Source organism: Roseomonas sp. CCTCC AB2023176 (assembly GCF_042259275.1).
GTDB lineage: Bacteria > Pseudomonadota > Alphaproteobacteria > Acetobacterales > Acetobacteraceae > Roseomonas.
Map to the genome: position 1 here is coordinate 3,650,643 of NZ_CP170086.1, position 17,082 is coordinate 3,667,724.

The 17,082-nt window shown below is 74.3% G+C and carries 14 protein-coding genes, 1 other RNA gene and 2 pseudogenes; 4 read left to right on the plus strand and 13 right to left on the minus strand.

What is annotated here, in order from left to right; genetic code table 11:
* From ACE7GA_RS18300 to ACE7GA_RS18350, 11 genes and pseudogenes are all read right to left on the minus strand, one after another.
* Positions 1-810: a hypothetical protein gene (locus ACE7GA_RS18300; protein ID WP_376089623.1), complete on the minus strand. Its 810-nt coding sequence runs from the start codon at positions 808-810 to the stop codon at positions 1-3.
* A pseudogene (gene rsmH / locus ACE7GA_RS18305) lies at positions 807-1,750 on the minus strand (16S rRNA (cytosine(1402)-N(4))-methyltransferase RsmH). Before rsmH ends, ACE7GA_RS18300 begins: the two are co-directional and overlap by 4 nt.
* Positions 1,747-2,223: a division/cell wall cluster transcriptional repressor MraZ gene (gene mraZ / locus ACE7GA_RS18310; RefSeq protein ID WP_376089625.1), complete on the minus strand. Its 477-nt coding sequence runs from the start codon at positions 2,221-2,223 to the stop codon at positions 1,747-1,749. The pseudogene rsmH and the gene mraZ overlap by 4 nt, the downstream one beginning before the upstream one ends.
* A 406-nt stretch (positions 2,224-2,629) precedes the next feature.
* Positions 2,630-3,064: RNase P RNA component class A (gene rnpB / locus ACE7GA_RS18315), an RNA gene on the minus strand.
* Positions 3,065-3,107: 43 nt separating this feature from the next.
* Complete coding sequence (locus ACE7GA_RS18320; protein ID WP_376089628.1) at positions 3,108-3,842, minus strand: N-acetylmuramoyl-L-alanine amidase; 735 nt, start codon at positions 3,840-3,842, stop codon at positions 3,108-3,110.
* Between the two features lie 10 nt (positions 3,843-3,852).
* On the minus strand, positions 3,853-4,320 hold the full coding sequence (locus ACE7GA_RS18325) for a hypothetical protein (RefSeq protein WP_376089631.1): 468 nt from the start codon (positions 4,318-4,320) through the stop codon (positions 3,853-3,855).
* On the minus strand, positions 4,313-4,474 hold the full coding sequence (locus ACE7GA_RS18330) for a hypothetical protein (protein ID WP_376089634.1): 162 nt from the start codon (positions 4,472-4,474) through the stop codon (positions 4,313-4,315). Before ACE7GA_RS18330 ends, ACE7GA_RS18325 begins: the two co-directional genes overlap by 8 nt.
* Positions 4,475-4,531: pseudogene (locus ACE7GA_RS18335) on the minus strand (nucleotidyltransferase domain-containing protein); the annotation flags it as partial.
* Positions 4,532-4,684: 153 nt separating this feature from the next.
* Positions 4,685-5,458, minus strand: a complete 774-nt coding sequence (locus tag ACE7GA_RS18340; protein WP_376089637.1) for a TerB family tellurite resistance protein — start codon at positions 5,456-5,458, stop codon at positions 4,685-4,687.
* Positions 5,459-5,501: 43 nt separating this feature from the next.
* Positions 5,502-7,625, minus strand: a complete 2,124-nt coding sequence (locus ACE7GA_RS18345; protein ID WP_376100352.1) for an ATP-binding protein — start codon at positions 7,623-7,625, stop codon at positions 5,502-5,504.
* Positions 7,556-8,305, minus strand: coding sequence for a cache domain-containing protein (locus ACE7GA_RS18350; protein ID WP_376089640.1), 750 nt, complete (start codon positions 8,303-8,305; stop codon positions 7,556-7,558). Before ACE7GA_RS18350 ends, ACE7GA_RS18345 begins: the two co-directional genes overlap by 70 nt.
* 373 nt (positions 8,306-8,678) lie before the next feature.
* Here ACE7GA_RS18350 and ACE7GA_RS18355 point away from each other — a divergent pair, with 373 nt between their 5' ends.
* From ACE7GA_RS18355 to ACE7GA_RS18370, 4 genes are all read left to right on the plus strand, one after another.
* Positions 8,679-11,519 (plus strand): AsmA-like C-terminal region-containing protein, encoded by a 2,841-nt coding sequence (locus ACE7GA_RS18355; RefSeq protein WP_376089643.1) that lies wholly within the window; start codon positions 8,679-8,681, stop codon positions 11,517-11,519.
* A gap of 106 nt (positions 11,520-11,625) precedes the next feature.
* Positions 11,626-13,197: a winged helix-turn-helix domain-containing tetratricopeptide repeat protein gene (locus tag ACE7GA_RS18360; RefSeq protein ID WP_376089646.1), complete on the plus strand. Its 1,572-nt coding sequence runs from the start codon at positions 11,626-11,628 to the stop codon at positions 13,195-13,197.
* A 33-nt stretch (positions 13,198-13,230) separates the two neighbouring features.
* Positions 13,231-14,178 carry a hypothetical protein gene (locus tag ACE7GA_RS18365; protein WP_376089649.1) on the plus strand — a complete coding sequence of 316 codons (948 nt, stop codon included), beginning with the start codon at positions 13,231-13,233 and terminating at the stop codon, positions 14,176-14,178.
* A 4-nt stretch (positions 14,179-14,182) separates the two neighbouring features.
* Positions 14,183-15,328, plus strand: a complete 1,146-nt coding sequence (locus ACE7GA_RS18370; RefSeq protein ID WP_376089652.1) for a G1 family glutamic endopeptidase — start codon at positions 14,183-14,185, stop codon at positions 15,326-15,328.
* Here ACE7GA_RS18370 and ACE7GA_RS18375 read toward each other — a convergent pair.
* Positions 15,316-15,552 (minus strand): ribbon-helix-helix domain-containing protein, encoded by a 237-nt coding sequence (locus tag ACE7GA_RS18375; protein WP_376089655.1) that lies wholly within the window; start codon positions 15,550-15,552, stop codon positions 15,316-15,318. The genes ACE7GA_RS18370 and ACE7GA_RS18375 overlap by 13 nt on opposite strands.
* Before the next feature lie 2 nt (positions 15,553-15,554).
* Positions 15,555-16,982: a class II fumarate hydratase gene (locus tag ACE7GA_RS18380; RefSeq protein ID WP_376089658.1), complete on the minus strand. Its 1,428-nt coding sequence runs from the start codon at positions 16,980-16,982 to the stop codon at positions 15,555-15,557.
* Positions 16,983-17,082 lie beyond the last annotated feature (100 nt).

Genomic DNA, 17,082 nt, shown 5'->3' on the forward strand with positions numbered 1-17,082 from the left:
TCAGCGCGCCGGCGGCGAGGCGGCCTGCGCCGCACCGAAGGGGACGGGCGGCGCGAGCATCGGCCGGCTGGCCGCGCCGAGGGCGGAGCCGGTCGGGACGGGTGGTTCGGCCTGGCGCGCCACGGGGGCGAGGTAGATCGCCGGGCGGATGGTCGGCTGCGCGGGGGCGGCGGCCTGCTGCGTGACCTCCGGCGCGCGGGGCTGCGGCGCCGGGGCGGCGCGGGCGGGCTCCGGCGCCGCGCGGGGCGTCGCAGCCGCCGGGCGGACGGCCTCGCGCGCCGGGGCAGCGGCCACTTGCACGGGGGCGGAGGCGCGAGCAGCGGCGGGCGGCTGGGCTGCGGCCGGCGACGCGACCGCGGCAGCGGGTTGCGCCGCGCGGGCTTGGGCAGTCGCGGCGCCATTGGCCGCGGGTGCGGCCGCGTTGGCCTGCGCGGCCATGACCGCCGCCGCGGCGGCCGGCGTCGCGGCCGCGACCATCGTCGCGCTGGCCGGCGCGAAGAGGTTCTGCGGGCCGGCGAAGGCGACGACGGTCGGCAGGCGGCGCTCGACCTCGGCGGGGCGGACGAACTGCGCGGTCTGCATCGGCTCCAGCGGCAGCAGGCGTGCCGCGGCGGCGCGCAGGCGCTCCGGCTCGTTCAGCAGGGCCCATTCGGCCCGCAGGACCGCGGTGCGCTCCCGCGCCGCCTCGGTCTGGCGGCCGATGTCGCGCAGTTCACGCTCCAGCGTCGAGACCTCGTGCTTCACCGAGTAGAGGTGCAGCCCGGCGCCGCCGGCTGCGATCAGCGACAGCAGGGTCAGGGGTCGGATCATGCGGCCAGCCTCTCGATCGCGCGCAGGCGGGCGGACCGCGCGCGGGGATTCCTGTCGGTCTCTGCGGCCGTCGGCCGCAGCGCGTTCGTCGTCAGCAGTTTGAAACCAGCGTTGCGAGTCGCGTCGAGGAGGGATGACGGATCGTGGCGCGATGCCGACGGCGCCCGCCCCGCGGCGTCGCGCATGAAGCGCTTGACGATGCGGTCCTCGAGCGAATGGAAGGACACGACGACGAGTCGCCCGCCTGGCGCGAGCAGTCGCGCGGCGGCGGCGAGGCCGCGCTCGATTTCGCCGAGCTCGTCGTTCACGCGGATCCGCAGCGCCTGGAAGGAGCGCGTGGCGCTGTCCATGCCCGACGGATCGCGGGGCATGACGGCGTGGATGGCTTCCGCCAGCTGCAACGTCGTCCGGAAGGGCGCGTCGCCGCGCGCCGCGACGATCTTGCGGGCGATGCGGCGGGACTGCCGCTCCTCGCCGAGGGTCCAGAGGAGGTCGGCGAGTTCCGACTCGGGGAGCGTGTTGACGAGGTCAGCCGCGGTTGGCCCGCGCGCCTCCATGCGCATGTCCAGCGGGCCGTCCGCCCGCAGCGAGAAGCCGCGCTCCGCCTGGTCGATCTGGAAGGAGGAGACGCCGAGGTCCAGCACCACCCCGTCCAGGGCCGTGACGCCGCGGGAGCCGATGAGGTCGAGCATGTCGCCGAACCGGCCCTGGATCAGGTGGAGCCGGCCGGGATGCGCGGCGACGAGGGCAGCACCGCGGGCGATCGCGTCGGGGTCGCGGTCCAGGGCGTAGAGGGTGCATCCCGCGGCCTCCAGGATGGCCCGGGCATAGCCGCCGCCGCCGAAGGTGCCGTCGAGGTAGGCGGCGCCGTCGCGGGGGAGAGGGCGGCGAGCACCTCCGCCAGCATCACGGGGACGTGGCCGGTCAGGACGCCGCTCATGCCGGGCGGCCCGGGTTCTGACCCTGGCTGGGGGCAGGGACGGTCAGGCCGCGGGCCCGGGCGCGTTCCCGCGCCTCGTCCATCCGCCGCTTGGCCGCGGCGGGTTCCCATAGCTGGAAGGTGCGGCCGACGCCGACGAAGCAGACGGCCTCCCCCAGGCCGCCATGGACGATGAGCGACTCGGGGAGCACGATTCGCCCCTCGCCGTCCGGGCGCAGCGGGCAAGCCTCGGAGAAGAGGGCCATCGCCATCTCGTCATGGGCGTCGGAGAAGGCGTCGAGCGTGTTCAGACCCTCGGAGAGCGCGGCGAAGAAGGGCGCCGGCCAGGCCTCGACGCAGGGATGGGTATGGGAGGGGCGGAAGATCAGCTCCTCGGTGCCCAGGCGTTCCAGGGCCGCACGGAAGGACGCGGGGACGGAGACCCGTCCCTTCTTGTCCAACTTGCCGCTGAAGGTGCCCAGGAAGTGGGTCATCCGATGGACGTCCGCTCCCCTCGACGCGGTCGTTCCCGGCGACGCTGCCGATGCCCCTGCCCGGGTCGTGAAGGCAGGTTCAGCTCCCCCTCAGATGGCCGGCGGGACCCCCCGATCCCGCCGGCTCACCCGACCACCCCGTGGGCTGGACCCCCCTCGATCCGCGCCCTCACGGGATGAGTTGGGATACCATGGGATATCCTGGGACGCCAAGCATCGTTTCGCACCGTTTTCCCTGTGTGACCGCGCTGCAACGCCTGTGGATAACCTTGTGGATCAAGGTGTTGGCGGCGAGTGATGGGCTGATTTGTTGACTCGCCGGGTGGGGCAAGCCGGCCGAATTCGTTTCGGCCTGTGTAGGCCCGCGAGCGAAAACGTGAGTGGCGTTTCGGCTTGCGAAACGAAAGGTGCCAGGCGGCCTGTAAGCCGGGTTCTGTCGGTGCCGACCAAGCGACCCTGGGCGGCACCGGACGACCATTCCTCTGGACCCCCCGTTGCCGGGGGGTTCGCGCGGCCAACCCGGGCGGCGGGGCGGGAACCCCTGCGTCGGCGTGTCTCCACGCTCGCCGGCCACCCCTATTCGGCCTTGCTCCCGGTGGGGTTTGCCGTGCCGCCCCCGTCGCCGGGGGCGCGGTGGGCTCTTACCCCACCGTTTCACCCTGGCCGCCGGCCTCGGGAACAAGTCCCTCGGCAGGCGGTGGTCTGTTCTCTGTGGCACTGTCCCTGGGCAGGGGCTCGCGCCCCGGCCCGCCGGCCGTTAACCGGCACCGTCTTCCCGTGGAGCCCGGACTTTCCTCCAGCCGCGGGGTGAACCCGGGCCAGCGGTCGTCCGGCCGCCTGGCGGGCGGGGTATGCGCGGGCGGCACGCCGCCGGCAAGCGCCTGTCAGGCCTCGGCGAGCCGGGCCACCGCCTCCAGCCGCGCGAGCGTCCCGGCATCGGGGCTTCCGTCCACGCATTCCTGGCGCCAGTGACGCTGGAAGGCGCGCAGCGCGACTTCCGGCCGGTCCGGGTCCACGCCGTAGCCAATCCGCCGCATCAGGCCGGTCGCGCGAGCCATGCCGTCCGGCGGTCTCCCGCGGTCCGCACCGTCCACGCCCGTCGGCCAGAAGCCGATGCCGATCGCGGCCAGGCCCTCCCAGTCGAAGAGCTCGCCCGGGTCCACCTTCCGGTCCGGGGCCACGTCGGAATGGGCGACGACGTTTCGCGCGGGGATGGGGTGCCGGGACAGGATTCCGAGGCAGAGCTCGGCGACGGCGCCCATCTGGAGGGCGGGGAAGGCCCGGTAGCCGCAGGAATGGCCGGGGTTCACGACCTCAATGCCGATGGAGCGGCCGTTCAGCGCCTCATGGCCCCGCCAGTGGGAGATGCCGGCATGGGCGGCCCGGCGTTCCTCGTGCACCAGCCGGAAGACGCGTCCGTCCTCCTCGACGACGTAGTGGGAAGAGACCTTGGCGGCGGGGTCGCGCAGGCGGGCGATCGCGGCCGCGCCGGACTCCATGTCGGTGTAGTGGAGGATGAGGGTGTCCACCGGCGTGCCGACGGGACGGTCGTCCTGGTTCGGGCTGGGCAGGTCCTCGATCCGGAAGGCGCCGGGGGGGCGGATCAGGGCGATGGTCACGGTGTGGCGATCACGGGGAACGGGTCTGCAGGAACGTGCGAACCGCGTCGAAGAAGCGGGCCAGGGTCGCCAGGGCTTCCTCGGCGCGTTCGATCACGGTCACCGGGCGGAGGTCGGCGGCGTAGCTGTTGCGTTCCCGGTGGCGAAAACCACAGAGGCGATCGAGCGCGGCGCAGAGGCTAGGCGTCAGGACAGCACCGCGTCGGCCCTCGACCGGCTCACCCATCCGACGAAGCAGGCCGAGATGCCAGGACGCCGTATTGGCCATCGGCACTCCGTCGATACGCGTTGCGAGGAGGAGCATGACACGCTCCATCCCCATGCAGAGTCCCTCCGATGACGAACCGCAGGTGTGCGCCGCGACCCAGGTCTCGAGCGTGTCGTCGCCGAGGTTGCCATGATCGAGCCGAGCCAGGAATTCGCTCAGGCGTGCCGCCTCGTGCGAGAGGTCGGAGAACTCGGCTTCCGCGTCACTCAAGATCGTGGACATCGCGCACACTCGGGAGCATCCGCGCCAAGCGCCACGTCTTGACCTCGTCCACGTAGACGACGCCGAGCGGAATGTCCCCGAGGCAGTCCTCCACGAGACCCTCGATCGCGTAGCGCAGATTGTCGGGACACCGCGTCACCATGATGTCGACGTCGGACCAGCGGCCGAAGGTACCCTTGGCGAGGGACCCGACGACGAGGGCCCGGACGCCCTTTGCTTACAGCGCATTGATCGCGGCGCGCACGCCGGCGTTGGCGCGCGCGCGACGCTGCTCGACGGTCTCGGTGGTCTGCGTGTCGTCCATCGCGGGCCTCCGTCGCTTCCATGAACGCGGCCGGGGTCGAAATCAACGCTACAGCCCGCGCTCCCGCTTGATCCGGTCCCACGCCGCGTTGATGCCCGCGACCTTGTCCGTCGCGCGCTTGACGAACTCCGCCGGGACGCCGCGGGCGGCGAGGCTGTCCGGGTGGTTCTCCCGCATGAGGCGCTTCCACGCCGCTCGGACCTCCTCATCCGAGGCGTCGCGGGCCAGGCCGAGCATGCCGTAGGGGTCCGGTCCTTCGTCCTGCGGCGCCGCGCGGCCGAAGGCAGGCTGGCCGAGGCGGGCGCGTTCGAACGCGGCGGCGTCGAGGCCCAGGCGGGCGTGGACCGCGGTCAGGTAGGCCATCTCGCGCCCGTTCACCGGCCCGTCAGCCTCGGCGATGCGGAAGAGGGCGGAGAGCACGTCCTCCAGCATCGCGCGGTTGTCGGGGAAGGCAGCGCCGAGGCGCTCGGCGAAGGTCTCGTAGCCTTCGGCATTGCTGCGGGCCTGGTCGAAGAGGGTCGCGACCTCCTTCATGTTCTCCGGCGGGATGCGGAACGTCCGCTTGAAGGCGTCGATCTCCTCCCGCTTCACGGGGCCGTCGCACTTCGCGAGCTTGGCGGAGAGCACGACGACGGAGATGGCGAAAAGGCTCTCGCGCGATCCCAGCAGGGCGGCGATGCGCGCGCCGTCCATCCCGGGGATGGCGCGGGCAAGCGTCCCGTCGTCCATCGCGTGGCCGAGCGCCGCGCCGGCCATCGCGCCGAACGGCCCGCCCATGGCGAAGCCGACCGCGCCGCCGATGATCTTGCCCCAGAAGCCCAAGCCACCCCGTGTCCCGCGTGCCCATGTCCGCGTGGTGAACGGGCTATGCCCCATCCCGCCCGCGCCCGGAAGCGCGGGGCGCGGTCACGGCCGCGCCGCGCGCCATCCCGCCGGGGGCCTCGTCGCCGGCGGCGCCGATGAGGGCGGCCGCCCGCTCCGCAAGCGCGCCGGCCTCCACGGGCTTGCGGAGGAGGGAGAAGGACCCGCTGAGCGCCCCGTCCATCGCGATTTCCGCGGCATCCGTGGCGAAGCCGGTGAGGAGGATCGCGGGCAGGCCGGGGCGCGCGGCCTTGGCGGCGCGGATCAGGGCCAGCCCGTCCATGCCGGGCATCGACAGGTCGGAGACGAGAATGTCGGCCGGCGCTCCGGCCGCGAGAGCGTCCAGCGCCTCGGCGCCGGAGCCGAGGGAGAGGACGTCGTAGCCCGCGTCCTCCAGGCCCTCGGCGGTCACGGCGCGGACCAGCGCCTCGTCGTCCACCAGCAGCACGCGCGCGCGGGCCGGTGCCGCCGATCCGGCGGCCGCCGCGTCCACCGCATCCCCGGCCTCCGCGGCCAGTGGCAGCCAGAGCCGGATGGTGGTGCCCGCGCCGGGGCTGCTCTCGATCGCCAGGGCCCCGCCGGACTGCTCGGCGAAGCCGCGGGCCATGGAGAGGCCGAGGCCGGTGCCCTTGCCGATCCCCTTCGTCGTGAAGAACGGCTCCGTCGCGCGCGCCACGGTCGCGGAGTCCATCCCGGCGCCGGTGTCGGCGAGGGAGAGGCGGACGTAGCGGCCGGGACGAAGCGCCGGGGGCAGGCGGATGGTCTCGTCCTCCACCGCTTCGGCGACGGCCGAGAGGGTGATGGTCCCAATGCCGTCCATCGCGTCGCGCGCGTTCGTGGCGAGGTTGACGAGCACCGTCTCGAGTTGCGCCTTGTCGGCGAGGAGGGGCGGGAGGCCCGGCCGGACCTCCACCCGGACGTCTATGCCGGCGCCGAGGGTATGGGCCAGGATCTCGCGCAGCCCCGCCAGGAGCGGCGCGGCCTCCACCGGCTCCGCCCGCAGGTCGGCACGGCGGGAGAAGGAGAGGAGGCGGCGGGTGACGGCCGCGCCGCGGCTGGCGGCCTCCAGCACGACGCGGGCGAGGCGGCGGACGCGCTCCGGGTCCTCCGGCCGCGTCTCGATGAGGCGGGCGCTGCCCTGGACGGCCTGGAGCACGTTGTTGACGTCATGCGCGACGCCGCCTGCGAGCTGGCCGAGCGCCTCCATGCGCTGCGCGTGGGCCAGCTGGGCCTGCGCCGCCTCGCGCGCGACGACCTCGCGGCGGACACGTGCCTCGAGGTCTTCGTTCAGCCGCCGCAGTTCGGCCTCGCTGCAGGCGAGCGCCGCCTCGGCTGATTTGCGGGCGGTGATGTCCACGGCGGTGCCGATCAGCCGGACGCAGCGCCCCGAGGCGTCGAACACGCCGCGGCCCTTCGCCGCGACCCAGCGGACAACGCCGTCCTCCTTGCCGATGGTGCGGTATTCGACGTCATAGAGGGCGCGGCGGGCCGGATCGGCCGCGCCGGCATAGGCGGCGGCCGTCGCGCCGCGGTCATCGGGGTGCAGGCCCGCGTAGAAGTCGTCCATCGAGACCGGGCGGTCCGCCGAGATGCCGAACATCGCCTTGACCCGGGGGGGCCAGATGAGGCTGCCCTTCACCGGGTCCACGTCCCAAAAGCCGATCTCCGCGCTCTCGACCGCGAGGCGGTAGCGCTCCTCGCTCTCGGCCCGGGCGCTCTCGGCGGCGAGGAGGGCGGCGGCGACGGCGTCGGCCTCGCGCAGGCCAAGGCTCGCCGGGGCGTCAGCGCGCAGGCCGGGGCTCGATGGCGCGTGACCACCTCGCGGGGCGGCGGCGAGGGAGACGAGGGCCTGGACGGGCCGGGCGATGTCCTCGGAGACACGGCGGGCGAGGACGAGCGCGAGGAGGAGGGCGAGCGCGGTCCCCGCGGCGGTGAGGGCGAGCGATCGCCACAGCGGCGCGAAGACCTCGGACTCCGGGATGCCGATCGCGACGGCCCAGCCGGAGGGGCCGGGGCGGCTGAAGGCGGAGAGGACGGGGTTGCCCTCGAGGGTCGTCGTCAGCGCCGTGCCCTCGCCCCGTGCGTCGACCTCTGCGACCAGGGCGGGTACCGCCGGGCGGCCGGCCAGGCGGCCCCCGGGTCGGGCTCGCGCGCCACGACCGTGCCGCGCCGGTCGAGGATCGCGACGACGGAGCCGCGCCGGGGCCGCTGCTGGCGGATGATCTCGGCGAAGGCGGAGGCGGGAAAGCCGAGTGCGAGGACCTGCGACACCGCGCCGTCCGGGCCGGGCACGGGCACGTCCACCGAGACGACCGGTCGGCTCAGGGGCTGTCCCGTGAAGACGTCGGACACGGCGGGCCGCCCGGTCTCGATCACCTGCCGGGTGGTGTCCATCATCACGCGGGATGGAAGCGGTTGCCCCGGGGGCACGGCCAGGTTCATCAGCTGCCGGCCGTCCGGCGCGACGACGAGGACGTTCGCGCCGGGGTAGTGGCGCGCGGTGAGGGCCGCGGCTTCCCGCCGGAAGGCGTCGAGGTCGCCGGAGCCGAGCGAGGGGGAGAGCGCGAGCGCCTCGAGGCTCGCGGTCATGCCGCGGAGCTCCCGCTCGACCGCGAGCGCGACGCCGCGCGCGACCTCCACGGTGCGTGCCTCCGTGCGTCCGCGCTCGGCCCGGTACCCGGACGTGGCGACGGCCGCGGCGAGGAGGGCAACCGGGAGCAGCGCCACGACGACCAGGCGCGAGAGGCGGCCGCGCAGCGTCGGCGCGCCGGGCAGTGGGGCCGTCCGTGCTGCGTCGGAGGTGGGCACGTTCGCCGGGGGCTCCCGCCGCGTGGTCCGCATGATGGTCGGACTTGATTAGACCCGATCCGGGCCGGGCGGAAACCTCCGGCAGGCCCGGTCACGTCGGTGGGTCCGTCCCGGACATGCCGGATCCGCTGAGGGGCGAGGGGGCGGGCCAGGCGGCGGGCGGAGATGCGGGCGCCACGCCCGGCGCCGCTTGGGGCATGCGGACCGCGCGGCGCGGCGCGCGATGTTGCCGGGCGGACCCGCGGGCCGCATTGTGCGGCGCATCGCCGGGCCCCCGCCCCGCGGCCTCGAGGACCCCGGATGATCGCCCCCCACGGCCCCACCGCGTCGCGCGCCGCCGCGCCGCATGCGGGTGGCCGCTAGTCCGTCGCGGATGCGCCGTAGGCTCCTCCTCGGCATCCCATTCGCGCTCCTCCTCGCGGCCGTGGCCGTGCTCGGCGCGGTTCCCGCCCTCACGGACTGGACCGCGCGGCGCGATCTGCTCGCGGCCCTCGCGTCTGAGCGGATTGGCCGGCGCGTCGGGCTGTTCGGGCCGGTGCGGCTGCGGTTGCTGCCCCGGCCCGAGATCGAGGCCTCCGGCGTGACGGTCGGGGAGCCGGACGACGCGCTGGCGGCGACGGCGAATGCGCTGCGGCTGCGGCTCGACGGTCCCGCGCTGCTCATCGGCCGCATCGTGCCGCGGGAGGTGGCGCTGGTCGGCGCGGAGATCCGCGTGCCCTGGCCGCCGGTCGCGCTCGCCGACCTGCCCCGCGGGCTGCCGGCGCTGGAGGCGGAGCTGGAGGACAGCCGGCTGGTAATCGGCGGCGTCGCGCTGGAGCAGGTGCGCGCGAGCCTGCGCGCCGGCGACCCGGGCCAGGCGCTGCGCGCGACCGGGCGCTTCCTGCGGGACGGGCTGGAATGGCGCTTCGACGCGGGGATGGGTCGGCCGGGGAACGATGGCGCGACGCCGGTCGAACTGACGGTCTCGCTCGGCGGTGCGGTCGTCGCGGCGCGCGGCGTGCTGCAGCCCGAGGGCATCGTCGAAGGCACGGTGGAGGCCTCCGGCCCGGACCTGCCGGTGCTGCTGCCGGGGCCGCCCGGCCCGTTCCGGGCGCGTGGGCGCCTGACGGTCGCCCCCGATCTCGTTGCCGCGGACGAGCTGGCGCTGGAAGTCGGCGGGACCGCGGCGCGGGGTGCGGTGACGCTGCGACTCTCGCCCTCGCCGCGGCTCGATGCGGCGCTCGCGGCGGCGCGGGTGGACCTTGACCCCTGGTACGCGGCGCTGCGGGCCCGGCCCGGGCCGGGGGCGCTGCCGCTCGGCCTGGACCTGTCGGCGGAGGCGGCGACGCTGCGCGGCGTGACCCTGCGGCGGCTGCGCGCGGCGGCCTTCCGGGAGGGGGAGCGGCTGACCCTAACGGACGTCTCCGCCGTCCTCCCCGGGGAGACGACGGTGGAGCTGAACGGCGCGACCGCCGGGGAGCGGCTGGAGGCCGCCGTCCGCGTCGAGGGGACCGACCTGCGCGCGGCGCTCGCGGCGCTCGGGGTCGAGGCGCCCTGGATCGCGCCGGGGCGCCTCCGCGCCGGCGCGGGCCGCGCGCGGCTGGTGCTGGAGCCCGGGAGCACGAACATCGCAGAGCTCGCCGCGGTGATCGACGGGACGCGGGTGTCCGGCGCGGGCGTGCTGCGGACGGGGCAGCGGACGCAGCTGGGGCTCGGCCTGACGCTCGATAGCCTCGACCTCGATTCCTGGCTGCGGCCCGAGCTGGGCTGGGCGGGCGTCAGCCGGGGCGTGGGAGCGATCGATGCCAATCTCCGCGTGGCGGCGGATTCGGCACGCTGGGGCGGGGTTTCGCTTGAGCGCGCCTCGCTGGACGCCGCGCTCGAGAACGGGCGGCTGACGCTCCGGCGTCTCTCCGGCCAGGTGGCGCGGGCGGAGGTCGTGGCGTCGGGCGTGGCGCTGCTGGGGCCGGCGCCGCGGCTCTCCGACGCGACGCTGGAGGTGTCCGCGCCCGAGCTGCGGGCGCTCGCAGCGATGGTGCCGGGCGGGTGGCCGGACGACGTCCCGCTGGCCGCCGAGCCGGTCACCCTCCGCGCCACGGCGGCCGGGGCGCTGGACGCCCTCGCCGTCGGGCTCGGGATGGACCTGGGCGACGGACGGGTGGAGGCGAACGGGACGCTCGACCTGCCGGCGCGGCGGGCGAACGGGCTGCTGACCCTGCGGCACCCCGGGGCACCGCGGGTGCTCGCCGCGGCCTGGGACGGGCGGGCGGCGGAGTGGGTCGGGGACGGATCGCTGTCCCTCGTCGCGGCGCTCGCGGCCTCGCCGCAGGGGGTGGCGGCGGAGCGGTTCGACCTCGTAGCCGGTGCCCTGCGGGCGCAGGGCGCGGGCACGCTCGCGCTGGAGGGCGTGCCGCGGCTCGGCGGGCGGGTGGCGATCGAGACCCTCGTCCTGCCGGCCTTCCGCGCGGGGCTTGGGGACCCGCTGCCGCTGGGGCTGCTGCGCGCCGCGGAGGCCGACCTTGCGCTGCGGGTGGACCGGCTGGAGGGCCTCGGCCTGCCGCCGCCCTCTGGGGTCTCGGCCCGGCTGCGGCTGGCGTCCGGCCGCCTGTCGCTGGAGGAAGTCGAGGCGGTCCTCTCCGAGGGCGCGTTGCGGGGCGCGGCGTCGCTCGACGCGACGGCCGGGGCGGGTCCGCCGCGACTGGCCGTCGCCGGGACGCTGCGGGACGCCGTGGTCACGGGGACGGTGACGGGATTGCCCTTCGACCTCGTGGCCGGGCGCGGATCGGTAGAGCTGCGGCTCGAGGCGGCGGGAAGCAGCCCGGCGACGCTGCTCTCGACGCTCTCGGGCGAGGCGACGGGCGAGGTGCGGAACGGCGTGCTGTTTGGGTTCGACGGGACGGCCGCGGCGTCCGCGGCGGCCGTGGGCGACGAGGCGGCGCTGCGGGGCGCCCTGGCGGGGGGGGCCACGGGCGTGGAGGCGATGGCGATCCGCGTCGCGATCGCCGGGGCGCGCGCCACCGTCGCGGAGGCCCGGGGTGCGGCGGAGGGGGCGACGGTCTCGTTTTCGGGCGAGGCGGACGTGGCGCGGGGCGCGCTGGACCTGGCGGCGACGGTCCGGCCCACGGCGCCCGGCTATGACGGGCCGGAGGTCGGGGTGCGCGTGACCGGGCCTGCCGGCCGGGTCCGCCGGGTGCCGGAGGTGGCGGGCTGGCTGCGCTGGCGGGCGGCGCGATAGGATTGATCATCCCGGCGGCGAAACTTCGGCCGGCATGGCCGCAACGCGACGCTTGCCCCTTGCACCCCGACGCTGCCTACACTCGCCCCGGCATCACGGTCCTCCTATGCGTCTGTCCCCTGCGAGCCGGAAGCTTCGCTTCGGCGACTGTACCTTCGACGAAGGCCTGGGCGTTCTCGTCGCGCCGGACGGGAGCGAGACGCTCCTGCGTCCCAAGACCTTCGACCTGTTGCGGCTGCTCCTCGACAATGCGGGGCGGGTGGTGGAGCGCGCGACCATCCTGGATACCGTCTGGCCGGGGATCTTCGTCACCGACGACAGCATCACCCAGTGCATCGGGGAACTGCGGCGCGCGTTGGGACCGGCGGCGGAGCTGCTGCGCACGGTTCCGCGGCGGGGCTATCTCCTCCAGGCCGAGGTGCTGGACGAGCGGGCGCCGGCGGTCCAGGTGGCGGACCCGGACCATGGGCTGTCCTTCTCGACGAGCGCGGACGACCGCCCGGTCATCGCCGTGCTGCCCTTCCGGAAGGAGTACTTCGACCGCGAGGAGGCCTACTTCGCCGACGGCATCATCGAGGGGATCGTCGAGGTTCTATCGCGCCTGGACTGGCTCCTCGTCATTTCCCGCGGTTCGGCGCTGGCCTTCGCGGAGGTGACGACGGACGCGCGGGCGGCGGCCCGCGACCTCGGGGCGCGCTACGTTCTATATGGCGGCCTGCGGCGGTCCGGCGGCCGACTTCGGATCACGACGGAGCTGACGGATGCCGAGCGCGGCACGGTGATCCGCAGCGATCGCTTCGAGGGATCGGAGGCCGATCTTTTCGAGCTGCAGGATCGGGTCGCGGAGCAGGTGATGACACTCATCGCGCCACGGCTGCAGGAACGCGAGTTGTCGCGCGTCCTGCGCAAGCCGCCGGCGAGCCTGACGGCCTACGACTTCGTGCTGCGCGCCCTGAACGAGATCCGGCGGCTCGACCGCGCGTCCATGGATCGTGCGCGGACCCTCCTCGAGGGGGCGATCGCGGCGGATCCGACGAGCGCGATGCCGCACAGCTACATGGCGTGGTGGCATTCGCTGCGCGTCGCGCAGGGTTGGTCGGATGCCGGGGATTTCGCGCTGTCCGCCCGCTTCGCGGACGCGGCGCTGGACCGGGACCCGCGTGACCCCTTCTCCCTCGCGCTGCGCGGGTTCCTGCGCGGCTACATGGACCACGACTTCGAGGCGGCGCGGGAGATGCTGGACGAGGCCGTGGCCTCCGGCCCCTCCTGCGCGATGGCCTGGAGCTGGGGCGCGGCGCTGCGGTCCTGGCTGGACGAGGGTGCGGAGGCGATCACCTGGGCGGAGCGTGGGCTGCGCCTGGCGCCGATGGACTCCTTCACCTTTCTTCACGAGCACATCCTGGCGCAGGCCTGCTACACGGCCGGCGAGTTCGAGCGCGCGGCCGCCTGCGCGCGCCGGTCGGCCGCCGCCAATGCGCTGCACGCGCCGAACCTTCGCACCCTCGTGGCGACGCTCGTCGCCCTCGGGCGGGCGGAGGAAGCGCGGGAGCTGGCCGACCGCGTGCGGGTGATGGATCCGGAATTCAGGCTCTCCGGCTTCGTCGCGAAGACGCCTTTGCGGGGAGAGATCCGGGATCTCTTCGCACGACGGCTGAGCGAGGCGGGGCTGCCCTGGTAGGCATTCGGGTTCGAGAGGCGCGAAGGGGGACGGATGTCGGCGAGCAACCAGGGAAATCAGGGCAACCAGGGTAACCAGGGCAACCAGGGTAACCAGGGCAACCAAGGAAATCAGGGGAACCAAGGCAACCAGGGCAATGCCGGCGGTGGCGGTGGCTGGTTCTTCCCGGACCGCGTGGACCTGCCCTTCGTCGCCATGCCCTCGGCTCTTTCGCCCAAGCGGATCGCGGACCGGGACTTCCGGTCGGGTCACGAGGGAAGCTTCGGACGCAACTGGTCGGCGTCCTGGCGGGCATGGCACATCCTGGCGGATTTCACGGACGGTCCGGCCTGGCGGCAGCGGCAACGGACCGCCGATGGCGAGCCGCAGGGCGCGGGCGGCATCGCGCTGGCTTCCTGGCAGGATCGCCTGCGGCGGGACGGGAAGAGTCTGACGGAGGTCGTGGACGAGGAGATCGACGAGCTGATCCGCGCCGCCGAGGACGAGCGCCCCGACGCGCTGGGCGAGATCCTGTCGCAGGATGCGGAGTTCATCACGCATTTCCTCGGCGTGCTCACCGCCACGCCCGGGAGCCATCCCCGGACGGCGGCGGTGATGGAGACGGCGTCGCTCGTCGCGGGGATCGCGGCGCAGCACTTCAAGCGCCTGAATGACCGGCGGCGTCCGTCGCAGGTCTGCCCGGCGCTGCGGCCCCCGATCGCGGTACCCGGGCACGCGGCCTACCCGTCGGGCCATGCGACGCAGGCCTTCCTCATCGCGCGCTGCGTCGAGGCGGTGCGCGAGGGTACGCCCTGGGCGGCGGCGCAGACCGTGGTGGACGCGATGGCCGATCGCATCGCGCGGAACCGCGAGATCGCCGGGGTGCATTACCCCAGCGATTCGGCGGCGGGGCGGGACCTCGCGGGGCAGCTCCTCCCGGCCTTGCAGGCGACGCAGTCCTTTGCCGACCTGCTGAAGGCGGCGCGGACGGAGTGGACGTGACGCCATGGATGATAGTCCGCCCGGCTGCATATTCAGCCTCTACGAATCGGTGCGGCGGGCACTCGACGATCGGGCGCGGCCCCTGGGCGAGGTCGCGGGTGGCGGGCCGGCGGGAGGCGACGGGGGCTTCCCGACCGATCCGGGCCACGAGTTCGGGGAAACGCCGGAGGGCTATCGGCAGGCCTTCCTGGCGGGCGGGCGGCCGCCCTGGCCGGGGCCGCGGGGCAGCGACCTCGCCGCGACCTGGACGGCGCTGCGGCGGACGCAGCCATCGGGCCGGACGGATCCGGGGCCGCCGGTGGGCCACCGCCCCATGGCGAGCAATTCGGGCGCGCGGGTCGCCGGCGCCTCGGCCTGGCAGGGAAGCCGGAACTGGTCCGGCGCGCTGATCACGGCCAACGGGGAGGAACGGTTCTCCGCGGCTTGCGGCCGGTGGAAGGTGCCCGACGCGCGGGACAATGCCGCGCTGCCCCCGCCGATCCCGGGGCCGCGGGACGAGGACCCGCTGTCCCGCCGCGTCTCGGTCTGGGTCGGGCTCGACGGGCACCGGCGGATGGCGGCGTCCCTGCCGCAGATCGGCACGACGACGTCGGAGTGCTTCCAGGACGGCAAGCGCTGGATCGAGACCTACGCCTGGGCGCAATGGTGGGTCCGCGGCGAGCCCTACCCGGAGGTGCGCTTTGCCGACTTCGTCGTCTCCCCGGGGGACGAGGTGACGTGCTGGATCGCGCTGCATGCGCCGGATCGGGCGGTGCTGTGCATTCGCAACGAGACGACGGGGCAGGAGGACGGGACGCTGTGGCGGTCCGGCCTCGTCGCGAACGACTTCCTGGCGGAGGTCGCGCACGTGAACGCGGCGCCGGTGACGGGGCAGGCGGCGGTCTGGGTGGTGGAGCGGCCGACGGTCGCGGGGCGGGACGACCTCTACCCGCTGCCGGATTTCGGCGAGGTCGTGTTCCAGGACTGCATCGCCGGGGTGCGGCTGCCGGAGCAGCCCTTTCACGAGGTGGCCGACCTGCGCGGCCTGGGCGGGCGGCGGGTCATCCGCATGCTGGACCGGCGGGTCGGGCCGGCGCGCTCGGTCTGCGTGTCGTCGCCGGTCGCGGGGTCGGCGCGGGGGACGGGTCTGACGGTGCGCTACTGCGACTGAGGAGCCGCGGCGCGGGCGGCGGCCAGGGCGTGGAGGCGGAGGGCGGAAGCGAGGGGGAGCGTCGGGTCGGCGCGGACCGCGTCGGCCTCCGCGACGAGGCGGAGGAGGGTTGTGCCGCGGCGCGCGGCCTCTTCCTCCAGCGCTTCCCAGAAGGCGGGTTCGAGGGCGACGGAGGTCCTGTGGCCCGCGAGGGTGAAGGAGCGCTTCTCCAGGTGGCCGCGCACGGTCAGCCCGAGCCGGCGAGGGCAGCACCCCCTTCCTGGTGACCGGGCCGGGTCATCTCCTCCGGCCGGACCCAGTGGTCGAAGTCCTCCGGCGACACGTGGCCGAGCTGCTGCGCGGCGTCGCGGAGGGTGAGGTTCTCGGCTAGGGCCTTCTTCCCGATCTGGACGGCCTTGTCGTAGCCGATCCGCGGGTTCAGCGCGGTGACGAGCATGAGCGACTTCGCGACGTTCTCCGCGATGCGCGCCGCGTTGGGCTCCAGCTTGTCCACCATGTTGTGCGCGAAGGATTCGGCGGCGTCGGCGAGCAGCGCCGCGGATTGCAGCACGGCCTGGATGATGACGGGCTTGAAGACGTTGAGTTCCAGGTGCCCCTGCGTGCCGGCGATCGTGACGGTGGTCGTGTTTCCCATGACCTGCGCGCAGACCATCGTGAGCGCCTCCGACTGCGTCGGGTTGGTCTTGCCCGGCATGATGGAGGAGGACAGGCCGTCCGACGGGATGACGAGTTCCGAGAAGCCGGAGCGGGGGCCCGAACCGAGGAGGCGGATGTCGTTCGCGATCTTGTTGAGCGACACCGCGACGACGTTCATCTGGCCCTGCAGTTCTACGAAGGCGTCATGGGCGCCCATGCCCTCGAAGGGGTTGGGGTTCGCGGTGAAGGGCAGGCCGGTGAGGGCCGCCATGCGCTCGGCGAAGGTACGGGCGAATTCGGTGTGCGTGTTGAGGCCGGTGCCGGCCGCCGTGCCGCCCTGCGGGAGGGCCAGGAGGCGGGGCAGGGCGGCTTCGACGCGGGCGATGCCGAGTTCGACCTGGCGCGCCCAGGCGGCGAATTCCTGGCCGAGGGTAACGGGGACCGCATCCATCAGGTGGGTGCGGCCGAGCTTCACGATGCCCGACCATTCCACCGCGCGGCGCGCGAGGGATGCGTGCAGCGTGCGCAGGCCGGGGATGAGGCGCTGCGTCACGGCCTCCGCGGCCGCGACGTGCATCACGGTGGGGAAGGAGTCGTTGGAGGACTGGCCGCGGTTGACGTGGTCGTTCGGGTGAACCGGCTTCCGCGCGCCGAGCGGCTGGCCGAGCATCTGGTTCGCGCGGTTCGCGATGACCTCGTTCGCGTTCATGTTCGTTTGGGTGCCGGATCCGGTCTGCCAGACGGGGAGGGGGAAATCGGCATCGCGCTGGTTGGCGGCGATCTCGGCGGCGGCGGCGATGATCGGGTCGGCGATGTCCTGTGGAAGTTCGCCGAGGCGGAGGTTGGCCTCGGCGGCGGCCTGCTTCTGCAGGCCGACGGCGCGGATGAGGCCGGCGGGGAAGCGCTCGGTCCCGATCTGGAAGAGGCGGCGTGCGCGCTCGGTCTGCGGGCCCCACAGGCGGCCGGCCTCGATCTCGATGGTGCCGAGGGAGTCGGTCTCTGTGCGGGTCTGGGTCATGGGATGCGAGATGGGGCAGGCGAGGCGCCACCACCAAGGGAGGGCCATGCGGTCGGCGGCGATTCCACCGTCCGTGATCGCACGCCCACGCGAGATCGGC

Coding starts and splice junctions, on each gene's coding strand:
- ACE7GA_RS18370 (WP_376089652.1), top strand. CDS start 14,183: ATGGATGATAGTCCGCCCGGCTGCATATTCAGCCTCTACGAATCGGTG.
- ACE7GA_RS18365 (WP_376089649.1), top strand. CDS start 13,231: ATGTCGGCGAGCAACCAGGGAAATCAGGGCAACCAGGGTAACCAGGGC.
- ACE7GA_RS18360 (WP_376089646.1), top strand. CDS start 11,626: ATGCGTCTGTCCCCTGCGAGCCGGAAGCTTCGCTTCGGCGACTGTACC.
- ACE7GA_RS18380 (WP_376089658.1), bottom strand. CDS start 16,982: ATGACCCAGACCCGCACAGAGACCGACTCCCTCGGCACCATCGAGATC.
- ACE7GA_RS18330 (WP_376089634.1), bottom strand. CDS start 4,474: ATGGTGACGCGGTGTCCCGACAATCTGCGCTACGCGATCGAGGGTCTC.
- mraZ (WP_376089625.1), bottom strand. CDS start 2,223: ATGACCCACTTCCTGGGCACCTTCAGCGGCAAGTTGGACAAGAAGGGA.
- ACE7GA_RS18355 (WP_376089643.1), top strand. CDS start 8,679: ATGCGCCGTAGGCTCCTCCTCGGCATCCCATTCGCGCTCCTCCTCGCG.
- ACE7GA_RS18300 (WP_376089623.1), bottom strand. CDS start 810: ATGATCCGACCCCTGACCCTGCTGTCGCTGATCGCAGCCGGCGGCGCC.